Consider the following 26169-nt stretch of genomic DNA (forward strand, 5'->3'; position numbering starts at 1 on the left):
CGAGCGGCCCGGCCCCGGGTCGGGGACGGGCCGCTCGGTGGTGTCGGTCAGGCGGTCGGCTGCGGGCTCGGCGTCTCGGCGGACGGGCTGGTGTCGTCGCCCGGCTCCGCCGGCGGCTCGTACGGCAGGGCGCTGCCCTTGACGTACTCGTCCCAGCTCATGTTCCAGTCGGTCCAGCCGTTGCCGTTCTGGAGCTTGCGCTCGGTGCCCTTGACCGTGATCGGGTCGCCGATGCGGGTGTTGGCGAACAGCCAGTTGCCGTCCTTCATCGAGACGTTGACGCAGCCGTGCGACACGTTCGTGCGGCCCTGCACGCCCTCGGACCAGGGGGCGGCGTGGATGAACTCGCCGCCCCAGGTGAGCCGCTGGGCGTAGTCGATCTCGGTGCGGTAGCCCTCCTCCGGGCCCAGCTCCTCCATCGTGTCGAAGACGGTGTGGCGGAGCTTCTCGATCACCACCATCGTGCCGCTGGACGACGGGGTGCTCTTCTTGCCCAGGCTGACCAGGATCGTCTTGACCGCCTTGCCGTCCTTGGTGACGGTCATCCGCTTGGTCTTGTTGTCCACGGTCATCACGAACGCCGGGCCGATCTTGACGTCGACGCTGAGGTCGGAGCGGCCGTACCAGCCGTCGCCGAGCGGCAGCCCGCCCGCCTGCACCTTGTAGGAGACCGTGCTGTTGGCCTTCCAGAACGTCTTGGGCCGGTAGCGCACCTCGGTGGGGCTCACCCAGTGCCAGACGCCCTCCTGGGCCGGCTTCGCGGTGACCGTCATGCGGCGCTGCATGTCGTCCCGGTAGTCCTCCGGAATCGCTCGGCCGAACTTCACGATCAGTGGCATGCCCACGCCGACGACCTGGTTGTCACCCAGGAAGCTGCTGACCCGGATCTGCTTGGACGGCTTGGCCATGGTGGTGAACGTGCTGGTGGCGGTGGCCGCCTTGCCGTCGTCGCCGGTCGCGGTCACGGTCGCGGTGTAGGTCTGCCCGTAGTCCAGGGCGCCGGCGGGCAGCCAGCTCTTCCCGTCCGCCGCCATCTCGCCCTCGACGGCCTTGCCGGTCGAGTCCTTCACCTCGACGCTGGTCTCCTGAGCCTCGGTGGTGGTGAAGGTGACGGCGGTGGAGGCGGGGACGTCCTTGGCGTCGGCGGCCGGCTCGCTGATGGTGGCCGCCGCCTTCGGGGCCTTCTCGCCGCCGTCGCCGCCGCCCTGCCAGCTCGACGACCCGTCGTCGCCGCCACCGGTGCAGGCGGAGGTCAGGGCCATGGCGGCGGCGAGCACCACGGCCGCGAGCGCGCGGCGCCCGCCGCGCCGGGCGGTTCCGCCCCGGATCAGTTCGTCCTGGCCAGCTCGCATGTTTCCCTCACAAGTGTGATGCCCGGTCCCCATCGTCTCTGGTCAGACGCACCGGAACGGTGACCCGTTGCCGGGAGTGAAGCGGAACACCCTGGCGACGGTGTAACGATTCTGTTGTCACCCGGCGCTGACCGCGGGGAGGCGTGTCCGGCAGGCCGGGCGCGACGATGCGTCCGACCACGTTACGCCGGTCAGAACGGCGCCGGCTGCCCGCCCTTCGGCACCGGCAGGGCGCTGCCCTCGACGAACCGCGACCAGCTCATGCTCCACGCCGTCCACCCGTTGCCCGGGGCCAGCTGTCGCTCGGTGCCCTTCACCGTGATCGGATCACCGATCAGCGTCTTGCCGAACAGCCACCGACCGTCCGCCATCGACACGTTGACACAGCCGTGCGACACGTTCCGGCGGCCCTGCACCCCCTCCGACCACGGGGCCGCGTGGATGTACTCGCCGCCCCAGGTGAGCCGCTGGGCAAAGTCGATCTTCGTCACGTACTGGTTGTCCGGATCCGGCTCGTCCCGGGTGTCGAAGACGGTCGACTCCTTCTTCTCCATCACCACCATGGTGCCGCTGGAGGACGGGGTGCTCTTCTTGCCCAGGCTCACCGGCAGCGTGCGGATCACCGCGCCGTTCTCGGAGACGGTCATCCGCTTGGTCGCGTTGTCGACCGACATCTCGAACGCCCGGCCGATCTTGGCGGTGGCGCTCCGGTCGAGGTTGCCGTACTTCCCGTTGCTCAGCGGGATCCCGGCCAGCGCCAGCCGGACGGTGAGCGTGGTGCCGGTCTTCCAGTACTCCGGGGCGCGGTAGTAGGCCTGGGTGCCGTTGTCGACCCAGTGCCAGGCGCCCGGCTGCGGCGGGTCGGTCTGCACGAACATCCGCCTCTGCACCGCGGCCCGGTCCTTCTTCGGGATGCCGGGGGAGAACTCGGCGACCACGGGCATGGCCACGCCGTAGGTCTTGTCGCTGAACAGGTAGAGGCCGGAGCCGATCATGGACTTGGGCTTGGCCATCGTGGTGAACGTGCTGGTGCCCTGGTGGGGCGCGCCGTCCTTGCCGGTCCCGGTGACCGTGGCGGTGTACTTCGTGGCGTACTTCAGCGCGGCGGACGGCACCCAACTGGAGCCGTCGCGTCGCATCCGCCCGGCGACGGTGGCGCCGTCGGCGGTGGTGAGCACGACCTTCGACACCGTGCCCCCGCCCGGGATCCGGGCGCTGATCTCGCTGCTGACCGGTCGTCCGGTCGCCCCGTCGGCGGGGCTCACGGTCAGCGGCGGCGCCGCGTCGGCGGCGTCGCTCGGCGCGGCGCTGGGATCCGGTGCGCTCGACGAGACCCCGCCGACCTGCTGCTGGCCGGGCACGAACGCCGGCTTCTCCTCGTCGCCGCCGCACCCGGTCAGTGCCAGCGACGCCGTGAGGACCAGGGCGCCCACCATCGCCCCGGCCCGCGCGAACCTGCCCATGCCCACCCCTGTCGTAGCGTGCCTGGCGGACATCGTGCCCCATCGACGCCATCGGACCCGCCCCGGTACCGTGCCGGGCGGGTGTTTTGGGCATTTTTGCCGGTTAAGCTCGACCGAAGGGTGGAGCCCGGTATCGGATTGGGACCCGCCTCAGCGGGCATGCTAAGGTTCTTCCCGTTGTCAGCGAGCGCCGCTAGCTCAACTGGCAGAGCAGCGGACTCTTAATCCGCGGGTTCGGGGTTCGAGTCCCTGGCGGCGCACCAACGAGCGAGGCCCTGACCTGGTGGTTAACACCGGGTCGGGGCCTTTTTCGTGTCCGGCCGTGGTAGGTGGCGGCTCGGTGAGTGCTCGGGAGCCGGTGGACCGGGATGGTTCCGGTGGGACGTGGCGGGGTGCTCCGGGACGCCCCGGTCGGCGGCTGCCGGCAAGGGGTGTGGTCGGTGGCTGGGGTTGCGGCGGTCGGTGATTGCCGGATTGGCTCGTGGCGGGTTTCCGAATGGGTCGCGGTGGTCCCGGACGCGCTCGGTGCCGGGGCTGGGCCGGTCCTGCGCGGTGCTCAGCGAGCAGATCAACAAGGACTACCCGCACATTCTTCTTGGCCGCGACCAATGATCGCTTACCGCTCCGCGACGTCTGGTGACGTCGGTTGCCGTGCCGGTAGGTTCAACCCTCCTGAGAGCTCTCGTCGCCAGGGAGGAATCCGGCAGCGTGTCGCATGTCGAGAAAATCACTACGGAGCTACGTACGCTGGCCGCCGGGGTAGAACGCGCGCAGGGCCTGGCTGCCGCTGCTGATCAGCAGGCGCAGGAGATCCGCTGCGCGCGGCGGGTGCCGGGTTCGCGGCGGTCGCCGCCGGCGTGGCGCGGGTTCGCGGAGCCATCGCCACCATCCGGGGTGGACTGGGTGGTCTGGCTGGGGCTGTCGGTGATGCCACGAAGGTTGCCGCTGGTGTCCCGGGGCAGGCCAGTCCGGGGGAGACGATCACCGGGCTGACTCCGGTGCAGAGCGCGGTCGACGGCATCCGCGACCAGGCTGCCGCCACGATCACCCAGGTCGGTGAGGCGCAGCAGCTTGTCGTCGGGGTTCTGCAGGGTGGGCAGCCAGGGCCGCTGCTGCAGGCTCTGAAGAGCATCAAACAGGTGCTTGTCATGCTGGTTCAGCGCACCGCCACCACCCGCCAGGCCGTTGACGCGGCGATTGCCGGGGCACGACAGTTGGGAAACTGAGCGGGGCTGGTGGTGCCGTACCGGCCAGCCCTGCCTCGGTTCCCACATTCTCCGCCGGCACGCCAGTGACGACGCCGTGGACGCGCAAGCCCACCGGAGAGCACGGCGGCTCGCCTACCGGTCGGCGTACCCGGATTTTCCTCCGAAGGGTTGCCGACAAGATCGCCAGCGAGCAGACCCAACGGGTGGTGGTCAACCTCCACGACTGGCGTGGCTCGTCACCTGGAGCGTGCCGGATTTCCTGCGCCGGCTCGACGCCACCGGACCGGTCGGTGACCTGCGCCGGCGGCTGCGGGAACACCTTCACCGCCGGAGCGGCGACCGCCTGGCCACCAGCCCGCAGTCCGACGGTGGCGCTGGTGCCTCGTCTTTGAACGTTGATCGTGTAGTCCGCCGGTTCTGAGGGTGTTTCGGGCAGGCTGTCTCCCACCGCTTGGCTGTGGGAGGTGATGGTTGTGTACCCAACCTCGCAGCCCGCCGGGCAGTGAGTGATGCGCCATGGCGGCTCCATCTACGGGCGCGTGTTGGTGCTCGAATTTCCCACACGTCCTTGTAGGCCGGGTGGACCAGCAGCACCCGGCCGGTCTGGTCGCGGAGGATCACGCTGGCGATCCCGCAGGAGATGCCGGACGAGGTACGGGCGGCTTTCGAGCGCCTGGTGGCGGTCGGCTACCCGAGCCGGCTGATCTGAGCTCAGCTAACGGCGCGGCCGTTTCACGGGAATGCCGATGTCAGTGTCCGGACACCGGCACTGCCTGATTCGAGCATTGCAGGATCGTCGATGGCGGTCGTGCGTGCCCATGTGGGTGGATCCGGTTGGCCTCAAGCCCTTGTTCACTCTCTGGCTGGATGCGAAAGGCCGACGCGTTCGACGATGTGATGCCGATAGGCGACGTCGATAAACTTCGTTCTCCAGCAGCTCAGGTGGACCGGACTCGAATGGTTGCATCCCCGGAGGGGTGGTCGCTGAATTGGGGACGGTGATGACACGTCCGTTTCTGGATCTTGTTTCATCCGACGAGGTGGAGGGCCTGTTCGCGCTCGGTACCGAGCGTCGGTACGCGAGCCGAGCCACTCTCTTCCATCAGGGTGAGCCCACTCAGCACGTGGCGTTGCTACTCGCCGGATGGGCCAAGGTTTCCGTGCAGTCCCGACGAGGAGACGAGGTGCTGTTGGCCATCAGGGGACCGGACGACATTCTCGGAGAACTGTCCGCCATTGACGACCGACCTCGCTCGGCCACGGTCACGGCGCTGGTGCCGGTCCGTGCACGAATCATTCCTGAACAACAATTCCTTCGCCACCTGCAGGACTTCCCGGGGGTGATGTTCGCGATGCTTCAGCACGTCACCGCCCGCCTTCGGGAGTCCGATGCCGAGCGGCTGCGGTACGTCTCCACGTCCGGTTCGGGCAGGATCATCTCGCTGTTGCTCGACCTCGCCGAGCGGCAGGGCAGGCGAGCGCCCGACGGGGTCGTCATCGACCTTCCCCTGACCCAGCAGGAACTGGCCAAGGCGGCCGCGACGTCGCGCGAGGTGGCGGCCCGGACGCTGCGCATGCTGCGCGAACGCGGGCTCGTACGGACGAGCCGGCAGCGCATCGTCCTGGTACAGGTGACCGTCCTGCGATCCCTCGCCAGCTCTGTGTCGCATGACGCATAGGGGGTGTGTCTGAAGCCGTCGATCTCCGAAACGGAAAGGGGGAGCGTGTCCAGCATGGAAGAACAGCGACTCGCAGAGCGACTTCTCGCGCACAACCGTGAAGAGATCGACAGGGCGGACGGCAAGGCCGTGCACGGTCTGGCCATCGCGGGTACGGCGGTCGGCGCCGCCGTCGGCTTCGTGCTCGGCGGTGCGGGGTCACGGCAGCAGCTCGGGCCGGCCGATTCGTGGTTCTGGTGGGCGGCGAGTGCGCTGTGGATCGTCGGCACCGTGAGCCTGCTCCTGGCCCTCTACCCGCGCGTGCGCGGTGACCGCGACGACGGTCAGGTTGCCTTCTTCGGTCACGTCGGGGCGTTGGACCGCGGGCAGTTGACCGCGGCACTGCGGCAGGCCGCCACGCAGCCGTTGGTCGGCCTGATCAGCGAACTCCACTGGACCAGTCGAATCGTGATCGTCAAGTACCGCTTCATCAGGTGGGGCCTCGCCTGCCTGTGTCTGTCGTTCGTGAGTCTGGCGGCACTCACCTTCTGAGGCACGTCGATTCCTGCACCGCGTTCACCGGCCGTGAACCCATGTCGGACGCCGATCGTCGCCGATGTGCGTCCAGCCAGAAGAGGAGACATAACGGATGTACCGTCCGGCTCGTTCGTACTCGGTCATATCAATCGACATCGTGGATTCGAGCGCCGGTGGCTCATGGCGTCACAGGCTGCTCGTTAGTGACCTTCGGGCGGTGGTGGCGGAGGCACTCCACGAGTGTCCGCTCGGCGGTCAGTGGGTGATCCGCAAGGACGGCGACGGGATGACGATTGTCGTGCCGCCCGCGGTCAGCAAGGAAGAGGTGATCGGTGAGTTCCCGCCCAGGGTCGACCGGGGACTCCGCAGGTCGAACGCCAGGCTGACGCCGGAGGCTCGACTCCGGATCCGGATGGCAGTCACGCACGGCGACGTCGTGGTCGACGAGGACGATCTGATCGGCGGGCCGGCGTTGGTGGAGGCGGCACGGATCCGGGACATCGCACCGTTGCGCCGTGCGATGGACTCGGCACCGGGGGCCTTCGTCGGCCTCGTGCTGGCCGATCACGTGTACCGGACGTCCGTGCTGGAGGGCGACCCCGCGTTGATGCCGCAGGCCTACCGGAAGGTCGTCGCGGAGGAGAAGGAGTACCGGGAGCCGGCGTGGATTCGACTGTGGGGCGCCGAGTTCCCGGCGGAGGGTGCCCCTGACGGCCCGGACACCGGTCCCACCGAACCGGGCCCGCGTTCGGACGCCTCCGACGTGCCGGACGGCGACGCTGGCAGGCGAATCGTCGGCGACGTGTACGACACCAGGGTCGGAACCGTGAACGGTCCGTTCGCCGTTGGCAAGGGCGCCACCTCGCACACGGGAACTCCCCATGGCCGGTGACGATCGCCCCGATGACGCGGGCACCGCGGCGGCCGCGCCGGAGCCGGATCCGGTTGTGGCCGACGACGTCGGCGGTGCCCCGACGGCTGACGGGGCGGAGGGCTCGGAGGGTCGGGACGACCCACCACGGCCGCCGTCCGACACACCAGTGGATCCGACGCCGGCCCCGGCGACGGGCGAAGCGGCGGCGGCCCGGAGGGAAGCCGCTGACAAGTCCACGGGTACGGGCGAGGGGCGCCGGCCGGAAACTCCGCAACAACTGCTGCCCCGGCAGCCGCTGGGTAAGTCGGCCCCCTCCGACAAGGCAGCTGACGAGGCCGAGGCCACGGCGGACGAGTTCCACCTTCAAAGTGGTGACGAGTACCGGACTCGCGTCGACACGGTCAACGGTCCGGTGGCGGTCGGGGCGAAAGCCGTCTCGGTCATGGTCAAGGTGGGCGAGGAGCAGGTCACCCTCACCCGGTACGAGCTGACGAGCATCGACCTGGAGCAACAGCGTCGGCGGTACGTGAAGGGAGAAACCTTCGCGGCGGCCCTCTCGACGCTCCGCACCGAGGGTCTGGTGATCCTCCTCGGCCCTGACGGCAGCGGGCGGCGGGCGGCGGGCCACGCCCTCCTGGATCGGCTGCGCACCGAGGGTCGAATCAAGCACGTGGGCGGATTGGTGATGCCCGACGGCGTGGTCGCAACGGACGTTCTGTCGCAGTCCGAGCTGTTCTTCCCCGCGGGCTGGGGTCTCGTCCTCGAACTCCGCGACGGCGCGGACCTCGCGGACGAGTCGACCGTGGAGGCGTACCGAACAGCGGTGGGGCACGGGGCTCGCGGGTACGTCGTACTGCTCGGGCCGCCGCCGGCCGAGGCCGAGACCAGCCGGTACGCCATCCGGCACGACTGGCCGGACCCCGCCGCGGTGCTGGAGCGCTACCTGGAGACGGAACAGCCGGCGTCTTCCCCCGCGCCGGTGACCGTGCTGGCCGACGAGTCGGTCACGGAGTACATCGCCAACAGCCGCCGTCCGGGCCAGGTCGTCAAGCTGGCCCGGGCTCTGGTCGAGGGCCTCCGGCAGGAGAAGACGCCCGCAGCGGTGGTCGCTTCCCTGGAGCCGGACTGGCGGACTGTGGCCCGTCGGGCGTTCGAGGACGCGCTCAGGACGTCCTCGGCCTCCGACCCCTTCGCCGGTCCGCGGCGACAGGCCCTGCGTACGGCGTACGCGATCTTCGACGGCATCGAACTGGTGGACGTGCTCATCGCCGCCGAGCAACTGCTCGGCATGTTGCGGCTCATCGAGGCGCCGGACTCCACACCTGCCCGACCGGTCTTCGACGACGGGCTGGACAAGCTCCTGTACACCGACATGCTGGGCGACCTCGGCACGGGCAAGGAACAGTCACCACGCCGTGCCCAGCTGCGGAACACCGCGCTGTCGGACGCCTTCCTCGACGTCGCGTGGAACGACTACGACACGACCCGCGAGGTCCTGCTGTACTGGCTGGACCGGGTCGTGACCAGCGGTCGCCCCACCATGCGTCTCCGTGCCGCGCAGGCGGTGGGAAAGCTGGCCGTGTACGACTTCGAGAAGATCATGGCTGACCTGATCCGGCCATGGGCGCTGGACACCAACGGGATGCGCCGGCAGGCGGCGGCATGGGCGCTGGAGCAGGTCGGCCAGAACGAACGGTTCGTCATCCGCGTCCGCCGGCGGGTCGGCGACTGGGTGCGGAGTACGGACCCGGAGCTGTACGACACGGCGGCCAAGGTCTACGGCACGGAACTGGGTAGGGCCATCCCGGGCGTGGCCCTGCACGACCTCCGGGTCATCGCCACCGATCCGCGGCAGCGGGCGTACCGGAGCGTCAGCCGGGCCGTCGCGAGCATCTACCTGGCCGGCTCGGCGGACCTCGTCTTCGACCACGTCGACGCCTGGTTGGCCGACGCCGCGTCGGAGGTCAACGTCCATGCCACCTGGACGGTCCTCTTCCTCGCCCGTCACCTCGGCCGCGACCGCCCGGATTGGCCACAGCTCTTGGTCGACGCAGTCCTCGTACCCGAACGGCTGCCCGTGCTGGTCCGGATGTGGACGGCCGCCCTCGCCGATCCAGCGACCGCGTACACGGCCTGGGACCTGCTGCGCCAGTGGCTGGAACTGCCGTACCGCCCCGGTGGTCCGCACGAGGACCTGTCCCGGGCGCTCTCCGACCTCGTGCGGGAGGCGCTGGCCGACCCGCGGCTCCGCAAGCGTGGTCTCTGGCACCTGCGGCTGTGGCAGGGCCGTCGACCGGGAGACCTGCTGCTCAAGGAAATCATCGACCGACTGACGGAGGACCGAGCCCGATGACGACGCACGACACCGACAGGAAGCCCGGCTTCTGGCGCCGCCTCTGGGACCGGCTGACCGGACGGCCTTCGGAGCCCCGTGGCGAGCAGCCCGCGACGCCCCCGCCCGCTGGTGCCCCGGTTCCACCGCTGACCGAGTCGATCGACGCCGGAGCGCCCATGGCGATCCCGTCGATGGGGGAGGCGTACGACTTCCAGGTGCAGGTCGAGGCGACCTGGTCGGCTGCGGTGACCGATCTCGGTGACCTGAGGACCCGCGCGGACCGGCACGCCGAGAGCGTCCGCCGCGCTGTGCGGGAGGTGGTCTGGCAGGTGGGGCGGGACTTCGCGCCGCATCGGGCGCTCGATGCGGAGCGCGCCATGGGCCGCGCATTGCCCGCCGAGTTCTGCTTCACCGACGCCGGAGTCTCGCTGCGTTGCCATGTGAGGCTACGCGTGCGTCCGGACGCGCGCGTGGTGGAGGTCCTGCTGCCGTATTCGCTCATGCGGGTGCGGGCGGACAACGTCGAGGCGATGGCGGTCCGGTGGCGGGACATTCTGACCGGGTTCGCCGGCCAGGAGGTCGGCGACCTGGTGCTGCCGTACGCCGCGCAGCTGGCCGACAAGTCGTTCGCGGCCTCGGTGGCCGGGCTGGAGAACGCTCGTCACCAGGCCCGCAACGACCTGGCGGACGTACTGGACCGGGCGGCGAAAAGCCACACTCGCGTGGGCCTGTTCGAGTTCGCCGAGTCGTACGAGGCCGCACTGCACGCGTTTCGGCGCAGCCAGGGCCTCTCCGACGAGGGCGGTGACGGCTCATGACGCGCGCATCACGCGGTCGGCAGGTCCTAATGGCCGTCGCCGTCCTGGTGACACCATCGCTGTTCGGCTGTGACGTGATCGATCCGCCCCGGGGCCCGGAGCCCTGTGAGTGGATGGACGAGCCCGGGGAGACGACCGGTCGGACGGCGTTCCTGGTGGACGTCACCAACTCGACCCGTGCGGTCGGCACCGGCATTGGTGCCCCCGACTATCGGCGGGCCCTCAGCGAGTTCGTCCGCCAGGCGGCCCGGGCCCGGGACACTGTGGCCGTGGGCGCGTTCAGCGGTACCGCGGCGGACTTGTCGTGGACCGTCTTCGAGCAGTCGACGGACTGGAAGAGGGACGACGACAACCCGGACAACCAGAGGGACCGTGAGCGGGAGGCGGGGGACTGTCTCGAGGATGCGGTCGACGCGGCCCAGACGACCGACCCGGCCGCGCCGGGCACCGACATCCTGCGTCCTTCGGCCACCGCGGCGGACTGGCTCCGTCAGGGCAAGGGCGCCAAGCGCCTGGTCATCGCGACCGACGGCCTCGTGACGGAGGGTTGTGCCAGCCTGGTGAGGTCGGATTTCACCGGCAGCGAGGAGATCGCCGCCATGACCGCCGCGTGCTCGGCGGAACCGGCGCAGGAACTCCGGCCGGAGGTGTTCGACGGCATCACTGTGACGTTCGTCGGCATCGGGCATCCCGCCGCAGGTCAGCCGGTGCCCACCCCGGCCCAGGCGCAGTGGCTCACCCGTCTCTGGACGGAGTTCTGCGAGTTCCAAGGTGGTGACTGTGACGTACGTGCCGCCTCGGTGGGTCGTGACCCGGAGGACCCCGGGTCGGCGCCCGTCGCCGAGGTCGGCGACCCGGTCGTTCGGTACGGGAGTGCGGTACAGCGGTACAGCCTTCCGGCGGCCGCGCTCTTCGACACCGACCAGGCCGTCCTCCGGTCGGACGCCCGTCCCATGCTCACCGAACTCGCGGTGACGTTGCGTACCGGCACGATGGCGCGGGTGCAGGTGGTCGGCTTCGCGGACCCGCGCGGCGACGACGCCCACAACCGGGCGCTGTCCTCGGGCCGTGCGGAGGCGGTCGCCGAGTTCCTCCGGAAAGAAGGCGTGCCGAGCGTCCTGGCGGAGGGGAGAGGCGAGACGAACACCTGTGCCGATGGGACCGGCTTTCCGGCCACCGCGACATCCGACGACGAGACGCAGTGTGCCCGCCGGGTCGACATCCTGGCCTCCCGAGCGCAAGGAGGGACATGACGATGGACGAAGTGGCGAACAACGGCCGGCGATGGCAGGCGCCGGTGCCGTGTCCGGCCTCCGGCGTTCTGCTCGGCGACCCCGTCGTGCCGGCGGCGGAACAGCGGCTGGAGGACATCGAGGCGGCGGCCCTGCTGCGTGCGTTCGGCAGGGGCAACGCGGCTCTCCTGGCTTCCCAGACCGCTCTGGACGAAGCCGGCGTCCTGGTGGTCGAGCGGTACCACACGGCGCGGGCGGCGCTCGACGAGGTCGACCGTCTCGTTGCCCGGGAACGGGTCGCTGAGGCACGTAGCGCGGAGCATGCGGTCACCCGGTCGCATGCCGGGGACGGGGCGGAGAGCCGCCGTCGGCGGGCCCTTCCTCGCTGGGTGGTCTGGGGCGTCCTGGCGCTCGCTGCGTTCTTCGACGTGGCCTTCGTAGGCAACGTGGTGCAGCGCATCTTCGGGGCGGGCCCGTCCGACCTCGTCTATTGGATCGCGTATCTGCCCGGTATCGGCATGGCTCTCTGCCTGTTGGCCGCCGGACACAGCCTTGCCGAGCACCTCTTCCGACACCGGATTCGGGTGACCCGGTCCCGCCGACGCGGGCCGCTCACCCCGTGGTTGCTGCTGCGCCGGGTGTTCTGGCACTGGCGACCCGAGGAGCAGACCCGGGAGGAGGACGATCTGCCGTGGCCTCGGCTGGCCGGACCGGTGATCCTCGCGGTCCTGACCGTCGGCGTGCTCGCCGCGGGTGCCTACGTGCGATCCACGCAGGCGGCTGCCTTCGGCGCTCTGGCCAGCTTCCAGTTGGTCTTCGTGGGCCTCCTGATGCTGCTGAGCGTCTCGGCCATCGCCGTCAAGGTGCTGTCCCACAATCCGTACGCCGACAGGACCGAAGAAGTGACAAAGGACGTCGACGACCTGGACAAGCTGTCCAGAGCACTGACCGATGCCGCCCGGAGCGAGTTGGTGGCGCACAGAAAGGCGTGGAACAACCTCCGGTCCGAGATCACCTCCGCCGAAGGCGAGGCGGTGGGGATCGTCGAGGAGGAGTGTGCCCGCATCCTCGACGATCGCGGACGCCGCGGTGTGGAGGGGCCGCTGCGGTTGCCGCTCACCGTACTGCAGTGGCCGGAGGAGGGCACGGAACCGACGGCTGAGCAGGTGCTGCCCGCACTCCGCCTCGACATCCTCCAGAACGCCCGCGACGTGGCCACCGAGCACGACCCGCAGTCGTTGCAGAAGGCGTTCGACGCGCTGGAGGCCGCACTGCGCCAGCAGTTCCGGCCAGCGGTCGCCGCCATCGCGCGTGGAGAGGAGGGACGGTGACGGGGCGCGCCCGTCTTCCGGCCGTGCCGCCCGTCCCAGGGCAGCGGGACGACGTACGAGTCGACGCGGGCGATGAGCCCGTCCCGGAACGCGAACAGGTCGTTGAAGGCGGAAACGGAACGGTCCGTGGCCGCCGCTCGCGGCCGCCCGCCAGGCCATATTCGAGTACGTTAAGGCTGGTACGACGCCCGTCGCCGGCACTCGTCCCTGGGCTACCTCAGCCCAGCCGCCTACGAAGCCACCCGCCACACCACTCAACCGGTGAACCAGGCCGCATAGATAAAACGGGTCAAACCCAACCTGGCTAGACGGAAAGACTCGACCAAGATCAGGCTCTTAATCCGCGGGTTCGGGGTTCGAGTCCCTGGCGGCGCACCAACGAGCAGGTCCCGATCTGATCCTCAGGTCGGGACTTCTTCGTATCCCGCGACGAGCAGGAACGACCGGTCCCCGACAGAGCACGGGAATCCGCCCGCTCCGCCCCTACAGTCCCCACCATGAGGTGGACGGCGCGACTCGCGACAGCGCTCCCCGTACTGGTGACCGCCCTGGTGGCCGGGGCCGTGGGCGCCGCCGCGGCGCCCGCCGACGGCGGCCTCGGCCTGGCCCTGCGACCGGGCGCGGCGGACTACCGCGCCGGCGACCAGGTCCGCCTGGACCTCAGCGTCACCAACGCCACCGGTGCGGCCTGCGCGCTGCCCACCCGCGCCGTCGGCACGGTCCAGGTGACCGGGGTACGCCGGGACGGGCGCGACGTCACGCCGGCGCTGGCCCGCAGCTTCCACGACGACGGCATCGGGGCCGCCGCGACCGCCGGCCTGACCACGGTGGAGCCCGGCGCGACCGGCACCGTCACCCTCACCGGCGTCCGCCTGCCCGGCGGCGATGTCGTGCTCCGCTCGGTGGCGGCCACCCCGGACGGCGGCGGCCTGGACACGCTCTGGCCGGTCGACGCCCCCGGCCGGTACGAGGTCACGGCCGGCTACGTGACGGTCCCGATCACCGGCGCGACGAACCTCTGCCCGGGCGCGACAGCGCTGCGGACCGCGACCTTCACCGTCGGCGACGGGCCCGGCCCCGGCCGGCGCTGGCTCTGGCCGGCCCTCGGCGCGCTGCTGCTGGCGCTGCTCCTCGCCGCGCTGGTCGTCCTGCTCCTGCGCCGCCGCCGGCCGACCGCCGCCGCGGCGGTCCTGCTGCTCGTGGCGGTCGGCGCGCTGGTCGGCGGCGGGTCCCGCCCGGCGCTGGCCGACTACTCGGTCGACCCGACCGCCGGCGTGCCGATCCCCGGCGTCGACTTCCAGGCCCTCGTCGACGGCTGCCTGGCCGGGTTCGCGCAGCCCGGCGGCGATCCGTCCGGCCTGCTGCCCCGGCTCACGGACAAGAAGAGCCCCCGGGTGCGGATCATCCCCACGCCGGGCGGCTCCGGCGCGTTCGAGACGCCGGAGAGCAGCGACGGCAAGGGGTCGTCCACGGTCACCTGGAACCCGACCTCCACCGACCCGTACGGCGACGGCGTGGCCCGGGACCCCTGCGCCGCGCTCTACCACGAGCTGAACCACGCCGACGACATCTCCCGGGGCGCGGTCCCGCAGGGCGACTGCGGGAGCACCAAGATCCGCACCGCCGAGGTGAAGGCCACGCTCGCGGAGAACCGCTACCGGGCGGCGAAGGGCCTGCCGCCGCGCCAGGAGTACGACGGGAAGCCACTGCCGAAGAGCCTCGACGAGTGCAAGAAGCCGGCGAAGAAGACACCCCCGCCGAAGGGGCCGGTCAAGCTCTGCGAGGACGGGGCGGACTGCGGCGGCAGCAACGGCGACCCGCACCTGGTCACCTTCGACCGGGTCGCCTACGACTTCCAGGCCGTCGGCGAGTTCACCCTCGTCGCCTCGACCGCCGGCGACCCGCTGGAGGTGCAGGTCCGGCAGGCGCCGATGGCCGGCACGCGGACCGCCTCGGTCAACTCCGCGGTCGCGTTCCGGCTCGGCGACCACCGGGTCGCGCTCACCCTCACCGACGGCGGCACCCGCGTGCACGTCGACGGCGCGCCGTCGGCCACGCCGCCGGAACGCACCGACCTGCCCGGCGGCGGCAGCCTCACCCGCCGCCCGTCCGACACCGGCCCCACCGACGGGTACGACCTGGCGTGGCCGGACGGATCCGCCGCCGCGGTGGACCAGATCGGCAGCTACGGCTACCGGGTGCTGGTCCGGCTCGCCGACGGCCGGGCCGGGAAGGTGCGCGGCCTGCTCGGTGACTTCGACGGCGACCCCGCCGACGACATCGCGCCCGCCTCCGGTGCCCCGCTGACCCAGCCGGTGCCGTTCGGGAAGCTCTACCCCGTGTACGCGGACAGCTGGCGGATCACCGCCGACCGCTCGCTGTTCCCCTACGCCGACGGCGAGAACACCGCCACCTTCACCGACCGGGCCTTCCCCGAGCGGGAGGTGACCGTCGGCGACCTCGACCCGGCCCGCCGCGCGTCCGCCGAGCAGGTCTGCCGCTGGGCCGGCATCACCTCACCCGCGCAGCTCGCCGAGTGCGTCTTCGACGTCGCCGTCAGCGGGCGACCCGAGTTCGCCGTGGCCGGCGCCACCACCGAACGGGTCGTCCCGCCGGCCGGCACGCCCATCGCCGCCGTGCCCGTCGCCACCGCCAGCCTGACCCCCGGCGGCGAGCCGCTGACGTTCCCCGGCCGCGCCGGCGACGCCGTCTTCGTCGACGTCACCGCGCCCGGCATGGCCGACCGCTGCTCGCCGTACCTGCTCGTCGCCCCGGACGGGCGGGAGATCGCGAGCGGGTGCGTCATCAGAGGCGTCGGGTACGTCGACCGCGTCGACCTCACCACCGCCGGCACGTACACACTGCGCGTCACCGCCGCCCCCGGCGACACCGGCCGCGCCGCCGTCCGCGTCTACGTGGCGAAGGACAGCGGCGGCACGCTGCAACCCAACGGCCCGGCGGTGACCGCCTCGATCGCGCAGCCCGGCGCCCGGGCCCGCTACCGGTTCACCGGCGCCAAGGGGGAGCGGGTCTACGTCGAGGTGCCCGAGAGCACGCTGACCGACCAGTGCTCGCCGCTGGAACTGCGCGACGCCGACGGGCAACTGCTGCGCAGCGGCTGCGTGATCAACGGTGTCGGCGAGGTCGACGGCACCGTCCTGCCCGCCGACGGCACGTACACCGTGGTCGTCGACCCGGTGGAACGCGGCACCGGCACCGCCACCCTGCGCCTGGTCACCGGCCGCGACCGGAACGCGATGACCGCGCTCGGCGGACCGCCGGTGGTCGCCGTCGTGGACCGGCCCGGCGCGGTCACCGGCTACCGGTTCACCGCCCCGGCCGGCGCCTCGGTGACGGTGACCGCCACCGCTGCCACCCTGCCCGACCAGTGCGGCGTGCTGGTGCTGCGCGCCCCGGACGGCGGCACGCTCGCCACCGGCTGCGTGATCAACGGGGCCGGCGACATCGCGTCGACAGTGCTGCCGTCCGCCGGCACGTACACGCTGCTGGTCGACCCGTCCGGGGCCGCGACGGGGCAGGTCACGCTGGCGCTGCGGTGAGGCCACCCCTGCCGTTCGGGGGCGGCGCGGGGGCGTGCTAACGTCTCGTCCCGTTGTCGGTGAGCGCCGCTAGCTCAACTGGCAGAGCAGCGGACTCTTAATCCGCGGGTTCGGGGTTCGAGTCCCTGGCGGCGCACCAACGATCAAGGCCCTGACCGGGTGGTTCACACCGGGTCGGGGCCTTTTCGTGTACGCCGGTGGTGGGTGGTCGCTCGGTGGGTGCTCGGGAGCCGTTGGACCGGGCCGGCGTTGCTGGGACATGTGGTTGTTCCGTGGACGCCTGCGCTCATCCTCATTTCTGAGGTGGCCAGCCCGCATCGGGCCGTCGGGGTCATTGGCGCATCCGCTTGCAAAAGGCGACGGGCTTCCTTCGGGCATCCACGCGGAGCCGGTCGTTGGCGACTACGCTGGCGGCGTGGGGGGCCAGCCTCGGGTTCGTGTGCAGGGGGACCTCTATCACCCGGTGGTGCCGCCGGGTGCCGTGTATGTGGGGCGGCAGGGGTTCGGGTTGCGGCGCTCTCCCTGGGCCAATCCGTTCAGCCTGCGAAAGCATGATCGGGCGGAGGCGTTACGCCTCTATCGGCAGTGGCTTGTGGGACAGCCGGCCCTTGTTGAGCGGGCGCGGCGGGAGCTCACGGGGAAGCAGTTGGCGTGCTGGTGCCGCGTCGAGGATGCGTGCCATGCCGACGCGTTGGCCGACGTCATTGGTTGACGTGCAGCCTGTACCGGGCGGTGGGCCGTCTCGGTGCGTAGACGCCGCCGATGCTGAAGGACTGCGGTCTGGCCGCTTGGTTGCCTACGTAGAAGGCGATGTCGCGGTCGGCGGCGCAGAGCTGGGTGAGGAACTTGGTTCTCAGCTGCTCCGCGGCCTCCGCGTCGGTGAGCTGGTCCAGGCGGCGTTGTAGGGCGACGAACTCCCAGTCCCAGAGTGTCTGCTGGTGGCCGCGGCAATGGCGGTCTGCGCAGCGGTAGCGGTAGGCGCCGGTGAAGCGTGGTGCTTGAAGCGGGCTGCGCTTGGCTGGTTCCAGTAGGTCGAGCTGGTTGAGGTAGCCGGCAATCTTCCTGCGATCCTCCGTCGACCAGCCGGGGTGTCGCTTGACCTGAAGCGCCGAGATGTCGGCCGCGCGAATGAGCGCGATCGATCGTGCGCTCGGGTCGTCGCGGGCCTGTTTGTTGAGTCGGCACATGGAGTCTTCGACGAGTGGATCGAGGAGGTTCCGGCGCGACTGCCGATTGGCGATATGCCGCTCGGTGGTGATGGTGTCCACGATCGGCTTCCAGCTCTCGCGCCGCTGGTCCTGCCTGGCTGGGAGTGCCTCGACGTGGATGATGTCGTACTTGTGGAACTTGCCGTCGTCGTCGAGGTGCCGGTAGTGGATTGGGTAGAGGCGAATCCAGCCCGTCCAGGGTGGGTCCATGCCCAGTGCCCCGACGCAGACCGTCTCCCCGTACCGCGCGGAGGGGTTGGGTGCCGCCTTCACTGTGATCAGGAGGCGGAGTTTCGTTGGTCGCGCCAGGACTGGCTTCGGTCTCGGCTCTTCGTCGGTGCTCGGTCCCCACAACGGAATCTGTTCCAACGGAACCACCCACATTGCGCAATGCAGCTGTCTGGACACATTCAGTTACATAGACAGTCTCACATCTGGGGGATCTGGCGCTAGCCGGCCGGGGCGACGGGGGGCTGCCCAACCGAGCGCTGGCGCGGGGGGTTCTCCTGCATTCGTCACTTTCAGAAACAACTGTCTTAGTGTGTGGCGCCTCATCGCCGAGCCGGGAAGGCGCGCGTCAGGCGTATCTAGCGATCGGTACCCGCAGTGCGGTGCTCGCCGTGAAGATCAACTTTTGTGGCCCGGTTTCACCGCTTTGCTTCCTTCGTCCTCGGCTCTTCGGCTGATTCACTGAACAGTGATCTCCAGAATCGGCCCCAAAACCACGGTTTGGGTATGTGGGTGCTCGCACGGCCCGCCCGCGGCGGTGGCGGATCCTGTCGTACCTGGCGCAGCACGGTTCCGCGTCGACCCTGGCCGTTGCGCTTGTTCTGCGGTGTCGCGGCTGACGGCCCACCGGGACCTGGTGTGGCTGCATGAGGCGGGACTGGTGCGCCGCGAGCGGTCGCCGGAGGACCGGACCCACACCTGGTGGTACGAGGTCACGGCCGAGGGGACGGAGGTCCTCCGCCGCGCCCTGACGGCGTCGGGGCGGCCGGTTCCGCTGCGGTTGGGTCAGCGGCCCTCCGGCAGGGCGGATGCCCTGCTGTTTCTGCCGTTGATCGAGGTGCCGCGGCGCAACCCGGGGCGGTGCGAGCTGTTCCAGTGGCTGGCGACGATGGAGACTTCGTCGTGGTTGCGCCAGCACGACCTGGCGCAGTTGCGGGCCGACGGCTACGGCCTCTGGCTGCAGGACGGGCGGTGCCTGCGGTTCCTGGTCCACGTGGACCGTGGCCCGATCGGCGTATTCGCCGAGCGCGAGCGGGCGACGTCAGGTCTGGGTGCACTGCTGGTCGGCTACCGGCGTGCGGACCGGCTGGTGCCGGTCGGGGCGGTTCTGGTGATCGCTCAGGACGCCGAGCGGGAGGAACGACCACGGACCGACCTGTTCCGCGGGCCGCTGCGGAACGTTGTCGCCACGACCACGCAGCAGTTGTTGTGTCGCCACTGGCCGGACGAGCAGGTATGGCAGGCCCCGGGTGAAACTGGCAGGCGTCGCCTCGTCGAGCTTGGAACTTGACCGCACACGTCACGATGCCCCGACCGCCGCCAACCTCCTGATCCTTAGAACTCCTAACTCTGGGTGCGTTGGAGTTGGCGCCAGCAGATGAGGGAGCAGGCGAGGCTGAGGAATGCCTGGTGGATGTCGTCGCGGATTTCCCAGCGGATGCGCAGGCGGCGGAACCAGTGCAGCCAGGCGATGGTGCGTTCGACGACCCAGCGTTGGGTGCCGAGGCCGGAGCCATGCGGTGTGCCGCGTCGGGCGATGACGGGGGTGACGCCGCGGGCGCGGATGTGTTGGCGGTGGCTGTCGTAGTCGTAGCCCCGATCGGCGTATAGCCGGTCGGGGCGCCGCCGTGGTGGGCCTGGGCGTCCGCGGATCGCCGGTATGGCGTCGAGCAGGGCGGTGGTCTGGGTGGAGTCGTGTCGGTTGCCGCCGGTCAGCGTGACCGCGAGGGGGATCCCGCCGGCGTCGGTGATGACGTGGTGTTTCGAGCCAGGCTTGCGGCGGTCGACCGGGCTCGGACCAGTTTTGGGCCGCCCTTGAGCGCCCGGATGTGCGAGCCGTCGATCACCGCCCTGGACATGTCCAGGTGCCCCGCGCCGCGCAGTCTGGCCAGCAGCACCTCATGCAGCCGCTGCCACACCCCGGCGTCATTCCAGTCCCGCAACCTGCGCCAGCAGGTCATCCCCGACCCGAACCCGAGTTCCTGGGGCAGGTACTCCCACGGAATCGCGGTGTAGAGCACGAACAAGATCCCGCACAACACCTTGCGGTCATCCAGCGGTCTACGCCCTGGATAGCGGCTCCGCCGCGGAGGGCGGGGTGGCAGCAGCGGTGCGATCTCGGCCCACAACTCATCCGAGACCATCCACGGCGGCTGCTCACCCCTCCTCACGTTCAGACGAAACGACCCTCACATCCGGTCGGTTACGCCCAACATCATTTAGTTAGGACCTCTTAGGAGGCCAGCGGCCTGGTGCTGGAGTCAGCGGCGTCGTGTGCCCTGCTACCCCTACGCTGGCGGCATGAGGGAACCCAGCGCGGACCGAACTGGTAGGTGCTGATGAACCGGCATGCGGCGGCACCTGCCGAGGCGATCCCCGACGCGATCCGGGCGGACGTGGAGACGCTCTGGCGCTACCACGACATGCGTCACGAGTTGCGCCCGTGCGACGTGGGGATCGGGTTGGGCAGTCATGACCTCGGCGTGGCTGTCATCGCGACGCGCTTGTTCCGCGAGGGCCTGTTCCCATGGATCGTGTTCACCGGTGCGAACGCCCCGACGACCGTCGAGCGGTTCCCGCGTGGAGAAGCGGTGCACTACCGCGAGTACGCCATCGAGCAGGGCGTACCCGGGGAAGCGATTCTCGTGGAGCCGCGTGCCACGAACACCGCTCAGAACCTGGAGTACTCGCGTCAGCTCCTGACTGAACACCAGATTTCGGTGCAGTCGGTGCTGATCATGTCGCGGCCCTACCAGCAGCGCCGGGCTTACGCCACCTGCAGGCTGATGTGGCCGGAGGTTGATGTGGTGTGCGCGTCGAATCCACTTGAACTGGACGACTACGTGAGCAGCATCGGCGACCCGCGGCGGGTGGTGGACATGCTGGTCGGCGACACGCAGCGGATTGAGGTGTACGCCGAGCGCGGGTTCGCGATCCCGCAGGAGATGCCGGACGAGGTACGGGCGGCCTTCCAGCGCCTGGTGGCGGCCGGCTACACGAGCCGGCTGATCTGAGCCCAGCTACCAGCGCGGCCCTCCCGACCGGACGCCCATGCGGTCGCTGAGTTCGACGGCCAGTCGAGGTGGTCGGGGGCGGGTGAGGATGTCCCGGACGAGGTCGCGGGAGAGCTGGTGGTAGCGCACCTGGTCGGGGCCGATGGTCTCGGCGTCCAGAAGCGCGGTGAGCGCGTCGTCGATGCGGTTCCACCGGGCAAGGGCTCGGGCGGTTTCGATGGCGTGGCGAACCTGCCGCTCGATGGGCACGGTGCTGGTGTCGAGTGGGGCGCCGATGGCGATGGCGCGTTGCACGTCGCCGAGTTCCATCGCCACGGTCGTCTTGTGGATCGACACGTTGGTCGGCCCGAGCGCGGTCCACACGTGGTTGCCATCGGCACCGAGCCGCTGCGCGGCGGCATCGGCCTCGGCGATGTGGGTGTCGGCCGAGGCGCGGTCGTCGTCTCGAGCGGCGGCCAACGCGCAGACCAGATGCAGGCTCCCGTAGACCGACAGCAGCTGCGGAGTCGGCTTGACGAGCCGTGGTTCCAGGAACTGTGCCGCCGTGGCGGCGAGGCCGCGGGCTTGGCCGTACTCGCCGATGGATGCCAGCGAGTGCGCGGCGGAGCGGCTGAGTGAGCCGATGACGACGTGATCGTGGCTGGCGTTGGCGGCGGCCAGGCCTCGGCTCGCGGCGGTCCACGCGAGGTCACCTTCGCCGAGCTTGGTGAGGAACAACGCCGCGAGCTGGTGGGCGTAGGCGGTCATCGCGTGCGCGCGCTGGCCGTCGTCTCCGTCGTACGCCTCGGTGGCGGTGAGGCAGTCGTGGATGAGGTAGGGCAGCCGGCGGGCGAGGGTGCCGTACCGCGAGTGCTGGTAGGCGGTCCAGATCTCGGCTACGTCGTTCTCGATCTCGCGCAGGGCAGGTGCCTCGACGTCCCCCGTGCTGGCCAGCGCTGGCGCGAGGTGACGATAGTCGTGAAGCGCGGCCCGCAAGGCCGGGATCGTCTCGCGCCCTGAGTCGTCCGACCACTCGAACAGGCTCGGTGCGCCGATCAGGTCACCGAGGGACACGTCGAGGGCCTTGGCGATTGCGCGGATGACCGACAGCCGGTCCAGGTCGGCCCGGTTCGTCTCGACCTTGCGTAACCACTCCTGCGTCTTGCCGACCAGACCGGCCAGCACCTCCTGGGAGAGCCCTCGCCGACGCCGGTAGAAGGCGACGCGCTGGCGGATCGTCATGTCGTCCGTCATCCCTCGCACACCATCACCCTGCCCGCTGAAGCCCGCCGGACCCGGTACGGATTTTCCCGGTCCTCCGTACAGGCCGCCCCTACGTTCAGTTCACCTCGGATCACCGGCGCGTGTCGATGCCGGTGTCGGGATCACTGACAGGGAGCGGCAGATGGAGGGATCGATGAGCGGCGCACCACACCACGGCTTGGGCCGTCGGTTCGGCCCGTCCGGGAGCGAACTGTCTCGACGCTTTCCCCACCTGCGTACCGCCATGAGGGCTGCGTGGGTGGGTGATCGGCGGTCTGCTCCCGGCCGCCGCGGTGCGGCGGCGGGCTCGCCCTTCCCCCGGCGGGCCCGCCGCTCATCGTCCCTGGTGGGGGTGGCGGCATGACGGTGTATGTCTCGCGTAACGCGATGGCCGGCCAGTCCCGGCGCCCCGAGCCTGGGTGGACGGCCTCGCCGGGGCAGGTGTGGCCTGCTGATCCGCCGCTGCTCACCTTCGTGTGGCGTCGGCTGTTCGAGCAGCAGGCCCGCGAGGGCGGTCGCCGGTGACCGGGCCGCAGCGCCGTCTCGCGGTCAACCGGCTCGCGCCAGCCGAGGTGGAGCATCTGCCGATGCGCCCGCTGTGGCTGTGCCGCCGATGCGGGCATCCGTGGCCCTGCGGCCCGGCGAAGCTCGCGCTCTTGGCCGAGTACCGAGAAGTGCCGGTCAGCCTGTTCCTCTACCTGGCCAGCTGCCTGCACGACGCGATCGACGACCTGCACCGGCTCAACCCCAGCGTCACGGGCAGCGCGGCAGACATGTTCGACCGGTTCCTCGGCTGGCCCGCCCGCCATACCCACGCCTACCGCGTCAGCACCACCACGGCCGCCAGCATCGAGGAGGCCTCCTCGTGAACGGCATCGGCCTCATCAACGCGACCGGCAAACCGGCGATCGCCGGAAGCTTCCACACCCTGGTCGTGCAGCCGACGAGCTTCTGCAACCTCGACTGCACCTACTGCTACCTGCCCGACCGGAGATCCCGCCGCCTGATGAACGCCGCGGTCGCGCAGGCCTGCGCCGAATCGGTCGCCCAGCAGAACAGCGGTCATCCGGTGAGCGTCGTGTGGCACGGGGGCGAACCCACCGCCACACCCATCGAGCTGTTCCGGGATCTCTTGGCCCCGTTCGAGCAACTGCGGCTCGCAGGCATGGTGCGTCACGAGATCCAGACGAACGCGACGCTGATCAACTGACAGTGGTGCGAGCTGTTCACCGCCTACGGGTTCGAGGTCGGGGTAAGCATCGACGGACCGGGCGCGTTGAACCGGAACCGCCTCGACCGGGCCGGCAACCCGACGGACGCTCGAACCCTGCGAGGCATGCATACCTTGGCCGACGCAGGGGTGCCGTACTCGGTGATCTGTGTGGTCACCCCGGAAAACATCGACCATGCGGGAGCCCTCGTCGACTTCTTCACCGGCCTGCCTGGCTGTCAGTCGGTGGGCTTCAACATCGAGGAGCAGGAGGGCGCCGACCGGGCACCGGTGTCGGAGGATGCGGCGTGCCGGTTCTGGCAGCACCTCATCGCACGTCGCGTCGGCGGCAGCCCGCTGCGGATCCGCGACGTGGACCGGCTGGCCGACTATCTCGCCGCCACCCGAGCCGGACACGTCGACCACGCGCCGTACGAGCCGATCCCGACCGTCTCCTGTGACGGGCAAGTGGTCCTGCTGTCACCGGAGCTGCTCGGCATCACCGAGCCGCGATACGGCGACTTCATCGCCGGCAACATCCTCCAGCAACCCATCACCGCCATGCTCGCCCGTGCCGGCGACCTGGACTACGTCGCCGAATTCGTCACGGCCCTCAACGACTGCGCCGACCACTGCGCCTTCTACGACTTCTGCCGCGGCGCCCAGGCCGGCAACCGCTACTTCGAGCACGCGACGTTCACCGCCCGAGAGACCACCTACTGCCGAACCACCCGCCAGGCCCTCGTCCATGCGGCTGCGGATCACCTCACCCCTCAAGGAGGAACCTCATGACCAATGCTCGCGCGACCCTCGTCAACGCCGCACCCGAGCAACTCGCCCGCCTCGGCGTTGACCCGCAGCGGTCGGTAACGTCGATCGACGCGGCAAAGTTCGACAACCGCCCCACCTGGGATAACAAGGGTAAGTTCGACAGTCGACCCGGCTGGGACAACTGGAACAAGAAGAAGTAGCCCCCGCCACGGGGCGCGCGGGGTGGCGTGCCCACCCCGCGCCCACACAGGTTGAGGACACATGCGCACCACCACGATCGGCGACGTGAAGGTCCTGCTGCCGGACCTCGAACCGGACGACCTCGACACCACTACGGACCTCGCCGGCGGCCTCACCGAGGCCCTCGTCGAGGGCGCAGCGTGGCACGGCTCGCACTTCGAGGACGTCAGCATCCGCAGCAGCATGATCACCGGCGCGGACTTGAGCGAGAGCACCTGGGAAGCCGGCAGCCTCTACGGCTGCGAGATCACCCGCACCGACTTCTCCGGCGCGACCCTGACCGGCATCACCATCGAACGCTGCGCAATCAGCGGCTCCCGGTTCACCGGCACCAGGCTCACCGACGTACGCCTCAAGGACGTCCTGTTCGACGGCTGCCGCTTCGACTACGCCACCCTCCAGCGCGTCACCGCCGCCGGCTCGGTCGCCTTCACCGACTGCACTCTCGCCAACGGCGCGTGGTCTTCCTGCCGCCTACCACGCATCGCGCTGCGGTCATGTGACCTCGCCGGCCTGGAACTGGACTCCTGTCACCTCGACGGGACCGACCTGCGGGGCAGCCGTCTCCAGGGCCTCAAGACGCCGCTGGACAACCTGCGCGGCGTCACCGTCGGCGAGGACCAGCTTCCTGACCTTACCCGGCTGACCGTCGCCGCCCTCGACCTCACCGTGCGCAACGACTGAAGCCGAGGAGGCCCTGTGCGCGCTGAAGCCACTGGCAGCCCGAAAACGATCCTCGTCTGCGTCCGGGGCAACTCCGGCTCGGGCAAGAGCAGCATCGCCCGGGAGTTGCGCCGCCGGCACGGCCGGGGCTGCGCCCTGGTCGAGCAGGACTACCTGCGCCGCATCGTGCTGAGGGAACGGGACAAGCCCGGCGGCGCGGCGCCGGCGTTGATCGAGCAGACCGTACGGTTCGCGCTGGACCACGGCTACCACGTCGTGCTGGAGGGCATCCTGCACACCGGCCGGCACCGGAGCATGCTCACGGCGCTACGGGACGGCCACCGGGGGCGGTCGCTGTTCTGCTACCTCGACGTGTCCCTGCCCGAGACCCTGCGCCGGCACCTCACCCGGCCGCAGGCCGGTGAGTTCACCGCCGAGCAGATGCGCGGCTGGTACGCCGCCCATGACGTCCTGGGCTGGCCCGACGAACTCGTCCTACCCGGGACCACCGGACTTGACGAGGCGGTCGAGGCCATCGCCGTTGCCGCCGGGCTGCCCCAGACCGGACGCGACGACGACCTGCTACCGAACCTTTCGTCCCCGTAGAGCAGCTCGGACGGCTACCGATGAGGCCGTTGCGACGCACCGTGACAACGGCGCCCTGGGCAGGTCAGTCGACCCGGAGTGAGCGGGCGATCGCGTCGGCGTCGGCCGGGTCGTCGGCGACCGCGATGACGACCACTCGCTGGTCGGCGACCACCACCACCCGCCGCGTCCGGCCGTCCGGCAACACGTCCCCGCCCCGGCGTACGGGGTGGCCGGCCGCGTCGCCCTGGTCGGTGGCGATCGCCGCCACGGGGTCGCGGGCGAGATCCCTGGAACGCCGAATCTCCGCGTAGTCGACGCGGGGTGCCGGCGTCAGCGAGCAGCCGGCGACGATGTCGAGGTCGACGACGTAGGTGTCCCGGACCGGCGTGCCGCACTTCACGGCGTTACGCGGCCACTCCGCCGGCACCGAGATCCGTACGCCCTCGCTGGCGACCTCCTGCTTGCCGGATGGGTCGTCGCCGGGCGCAGTAGCGAGCCCGCAGGCGCCGAGGCCGGACACCGCCGCCACCGCGACGGCGACGATCGGCGGGCTCTTGCGGCCGGTCAGGTCGTGGTTCATGCTCGGCCCTTCTTCGGGTGCCCGCCAGCAACGCGGACCGGGATGGGCCGCAGCATG

The 26169-nt window shown here is 70.3% G+C and carries 22 protein-coding genes, 2 tRNA genes and 3 pseudogenes; 21 read left to right on the forward strand and 6 right to left on the reverse strand.

Features of this window, described 5'->3' with window-relative positions; genetic code table 11:
• Window positions 1–47: 47 nt before the first annotated feature.
• The gene (locus ACN27B_RS15980; RefSeq protein ID WP_396822808.1) at window positions 48–1352 is read right to left on the reverse strand and encodes an Ig-like domain-containing protein; all 1305 of its coding nucleotides are present in this window, start codon (window positions 1350–1352) and stop codon (window positions 48–50) included.
• A gap of 191 nt (window positions 1353–1543) precedes the next feature.
• Window positions 1544–2815: an Ig-like domain-containing protein gene (locus ACN27B_RS15985; RefSeq protein WP_422745741.1), complete on the reverse strand. Its 1272-nt coding sequence runs from the start codon at window positions 2813–2815 to the stop codon at window positions 1544–1546.
• Between the two features lie 187 nt (window positions 2816–3002).
• Here ACN27B_RS15985 and ACN27B_RS15990 point away from each other — a divergent pair.
• From ACN27B_RS15990 to ACN27B_RS16050, 13 genes and pseudogenes are all read left to right on the forward strand, one after another.
• Window positions 3003–3078, forward strand: a tRNA-Lys gene (locus ACN27B_RS15990).
• Window positions 3079–3523: 445 nt separating this feature from the next.
• A pseudogene (locus tag ACN27B_RS15995) lies at window positions 3524–4041 on the forward strand (DUF6244 family protein).
• Between the two features lie 959 nt (window positions 4042–5000).
• On the forward strand, window positions 5001–5702 hold the full coding sequence (locus tag ACN27B_RS16000; protein WP_422745743.1) for a Crp/Fnr family transcriptional regulator: 702 nt from the start codon (window positions 5001–5003) through the stop codon (window positions 5700–5702).
• Window positions 5703–5756: 54 nt separating this feature from the next.
• A complete protein-coding gene (locus ACN27B_RS16005; RefSeq protein ID WP_422745994.1) occupies window positions 5757–6233 on the forward strand; it encodes a Pycsar system effector family protein in 477 nt (158 codons plus the stop codon).
• 247 nt (window positions 6234–6480) lie between these two features.
• Window positions 6481–7110, forward strand: coding sequence for a hypothetical protein (locus ACN27B_RS16010; protein WP_422745745.1), 630 nt, complete (start codon window positions 6481–6483; stop codon window positions 7108–7110).
• Window positions 7100–9445, forward strand: a complete 2346-nt coding sequence (locus ACN27B_RS16015; RefSeq protein ID WP_422745747.1) for a hypothetical protein — start codon at window positions 7100–7102, stop codon at window positions 9443–9445. The genes ACN27B_RS16010 and ACN27B_RS16015 overlap by 11 nt, the downstream gene beginning before the upstream one ends.
• A complete protein-coding gene (locus ACN27B_RS16020; protein WP_422745749.1) occupies window positions 9442–10245 on the forward strand; it encodes a hypothetical protein in 804 nt (267 codons plus the stop codon). The genes ACN27B_RS16015 and ACN27B_RS16020 overlap by 4 nt, the downstream gene beginning before the upstream one ends.
• Before the next feature lie 29 nt (window positions 10246–10274).
• The gene (locus ACN27B_RS16025) at window positions 10275–11498 is read left to right on the forward strand and encodes an OmpA family protein (RefSeq protein ID WP_422745751.1); all 1224 of its coding nucleotides are present in this window, start codon (window positions 10275–10277) and stop codon (window positions 11496–11498) included.
• Window positions 11495–12808 carry a hypothetical protein gene (locus ACN27B_RS16030; protein WP_422745753.1) on the forward strand — a complete coding sequence of 438 codons (1314 nt, stop codon included), beginning with the start codon at window positions 11495–11497 and terminating at the stop codon, window positions 12806–12808. The genes ACN27B_RS16025 and ACN27B_RS16030 overlap by 4 nt, the downstream gene beginning before the upstream one ends.
• Before the next feature lie 145 nt (window positions 12809–12953).
• Window positions 12954–13087: pseudogene (locus ACN27B_RS16035) on the forward strand (IS3 family transposase); the annotation flags it as partial.
• Between the two features lie 218 nt (window positions 13088–13305).
• Window positions 13306–16368, forward strand: a complete 3063-nt coding sequence (locus ACN27B_RS16040; RefSeq protein ID WP_422745755.1) for a VWD domain-containing protein — start codon at window positions 13306–13308, stop codon at window positions 16366–16368.
• Window positions 16369–16431: 63 nt separating this feature from the next.
• Window positions 16432–16507 (forward strand) — tRNA-Lys (locus ACN27B_RS16045).
• Between the two features lie 120 nt (window positions 16508–16627).
• Window positions 16628–17080 (forward strand): DUF4326 domain-containing protein, encoded by a 453-nt coding sequence (locus ACN27B_RS16050; RefSeq protein ID WP_422745757.1) that lies wholly within the window; start codon window positions 16628–16630, stop codon window positions 17078–17080.
• On the opposite strand, the gene ACN27B_RS16055 is transcribed toward ACN27B_RS16050, so the two are convergent.
• Complete coding sequence (locus tag ACN27B_RS16055; RefSeq protein ID WP_422745759.1) at window positions 17070–17960, reverse strand: hypothetical protein; 891 nt, start codon at window positions 17958–17960, stop codon at window positions 17070–17072. The two genes, ACN27B_RS16050 and ACN27B_RS16055, sit on opposite strands and share 11 nt — an antisense overlap.
• 451 nt (window positions 17961–18411) lie before the next feature.
• Between ACN27B_RS16055 and ACN27B_RS16060 the strand changes: the two genes are divergently transcribed.
• A complete protein-coding gene (locus ACN27B_RS16060) occupies window positions 18412–19095 on the forward strand; it encodes a hypothetical protein (protein WP_422745761.1) in 684 nt (227 codons plus the stop codon).
• Window positions 19096–19148: 53 nt separating this feature from the next.
• Here the strand turns inward: ACN27B_RS16060 and ACN27B_RS16065 are convergent.
• Window positions 19149–19948 (reverse strand): IS5 family transposase gene (locus ACN27B_RS16065; RefSeq protein ID WP_422743332.1). Its coding sequence is split into 2 segments (ribosomal slippage): window positions 19149–19612 and window positions 19612–19948, totalling 801 coding nucleotides; the frame shifts between segments, so codons are not numbered across the junction.
• 189 nt (window positions 19949–20137) lie between these two features.
• Between ACN27B_RS16065 and ACN27B_RS16070 the strand changes: the two genes are divergently transcribed.
• Window positions 20138–20818 carry a YdcF family protein gene (locus tag ACN27B_RS16070; protein WP_422745763.1) on the forward strand — a complete coding sequence of 227 codons (681 nt, stop codon included), beginning with the start codon at window positions 20138–20140 and terminating at the stop codon, window positions 20816–20818.
• A 6-nt stretch (window positions 20819–20824) separates the two neighbouring features.
• On the opposite strand, the gene ACN27B_RS16075 is transcribed toward ACN27B_RS16070, so the two are convergent.
• A complete protein-coding gene (locus tag ACN27B_RS16075; protein ID WP_422745765.1) occupies window positions 20825–22051 on the reverse strand; it encodes a helix-turn-helix domain-containing protein in 1227 nt (408 codons plus the stop codon).
• Between the two features lie 369 nt (window positions 22052–22420).
• On the opposite strand from ACN27B_RS16075, the gene amcA (ACN27B_RS16080) reads away from it, so the two are divergent.
• The 6 genes and pseudogenes from amcA (ACN27B_RS16080) to ACN27B_RS16105 all read left to right on the forward strand — a co-directional run bounded on the left by amcA (ACN27B_RS16080) (window position 22421) and on the right by ACN27B_RS16105 (window position 25550).
• Window positions 22421–22585 carry a multiple cyclophane-containing RiPP AmcA gene (gene amcA / locus ACN27B_RS16080; RefSeq protein ID WP_422745767.1) on the forward strand — a complete coding sequence of 55 codons (165 nt, stop codon included), beginning with the start codon at window positions 22421–22423 and terminating at the stop codon, window positions 22583–22585.
• Complete coding sequence (locus ACN27B_RS16085; protein ID WP_422745769.1) at window positions 22582–22929, forward strand: hypothetical protein; 348 nt, start codon at window positions 22582–22584, stop codon at window positions 22927–22929. The genes amcA (ACN27B_RS16080) and ACN27B_RS16085 overlap by 4 nt, the downstream gene beginning before the upstream one ends.
• Window positions 22926–24062, forward strand: a pseudogene (gene amcB / locus ACN27B_RS16090) (cyclophane-forming radical SAM peptide maturase AmcB). Before ACN27B_RS16085 ends, amcB begins: the two are co-directional and overlap by 4 nt.
• The gene (gene amcA / locus ACN27B_RS16095) at window positions 24059–24241 is read left to right on the forward strand and encodes a multiple cyclophane-containing RiPP AmcA (protein WP_422745771.1); all 183 of its coding nucleotides are present in this window, start codon (window positions 24059–24061) and stop codon (window positions 24239–24241) included. Before amcB ends, amcA (ACN27B_RS16095) begins: the two are co-directional and overlap by 4 nt.
• A gap of 61 nt (window positions 24242–24302) precedes the next feature.
• A complete protein-coding gene (locus ACN27B_RS16100; RefSeq protein WP_422745773.1) occupies window positions 24303–24965 on the forward strand; it encodes a pentapeptide repeat-containing protein in 663 nt (220 codons plus the stop codon).
• Between the two features lie 15 nt (window positions 24966–24980).
• A complete protein-coding gene (locus ACN27B_RS16105) occupies window positions 24981–25550 on the forward strand; it encodes a kinase (protein WP_422745775.1) in 570 nt (189 codons plus the stop codon).
• A 64-nt stretch (window positions 25551–25614) separates the two neighbouring features.
• Here the strand turns inward: ACN27B_RS16105 and ACN27B_RS16110 are convergent, their stop codons facing one another.
• Window positions 25615–26112 (reverse strand): hypothetical protein, encoded by a 498-nt coding sequence (locus ACN27B_RS16110; protein ID WP_099162251.1) that lies wholly within the window; start codon window positions 26110–26112, stop codon window positions 25615–25617.
• Window positions 26113–26169 lie beyond the last annotated feature (57 nt).

This window comes from Micromonospora sp. WMMD754 (assembly GCF_049315235.1).
Classification (GTDB): domain Bacteria; phylum Actinomycetota; class Actinomycetes; order Mycobacteriales; family Micromonosporaceae; genus Micromonospora; species Micromonospora sediminicola.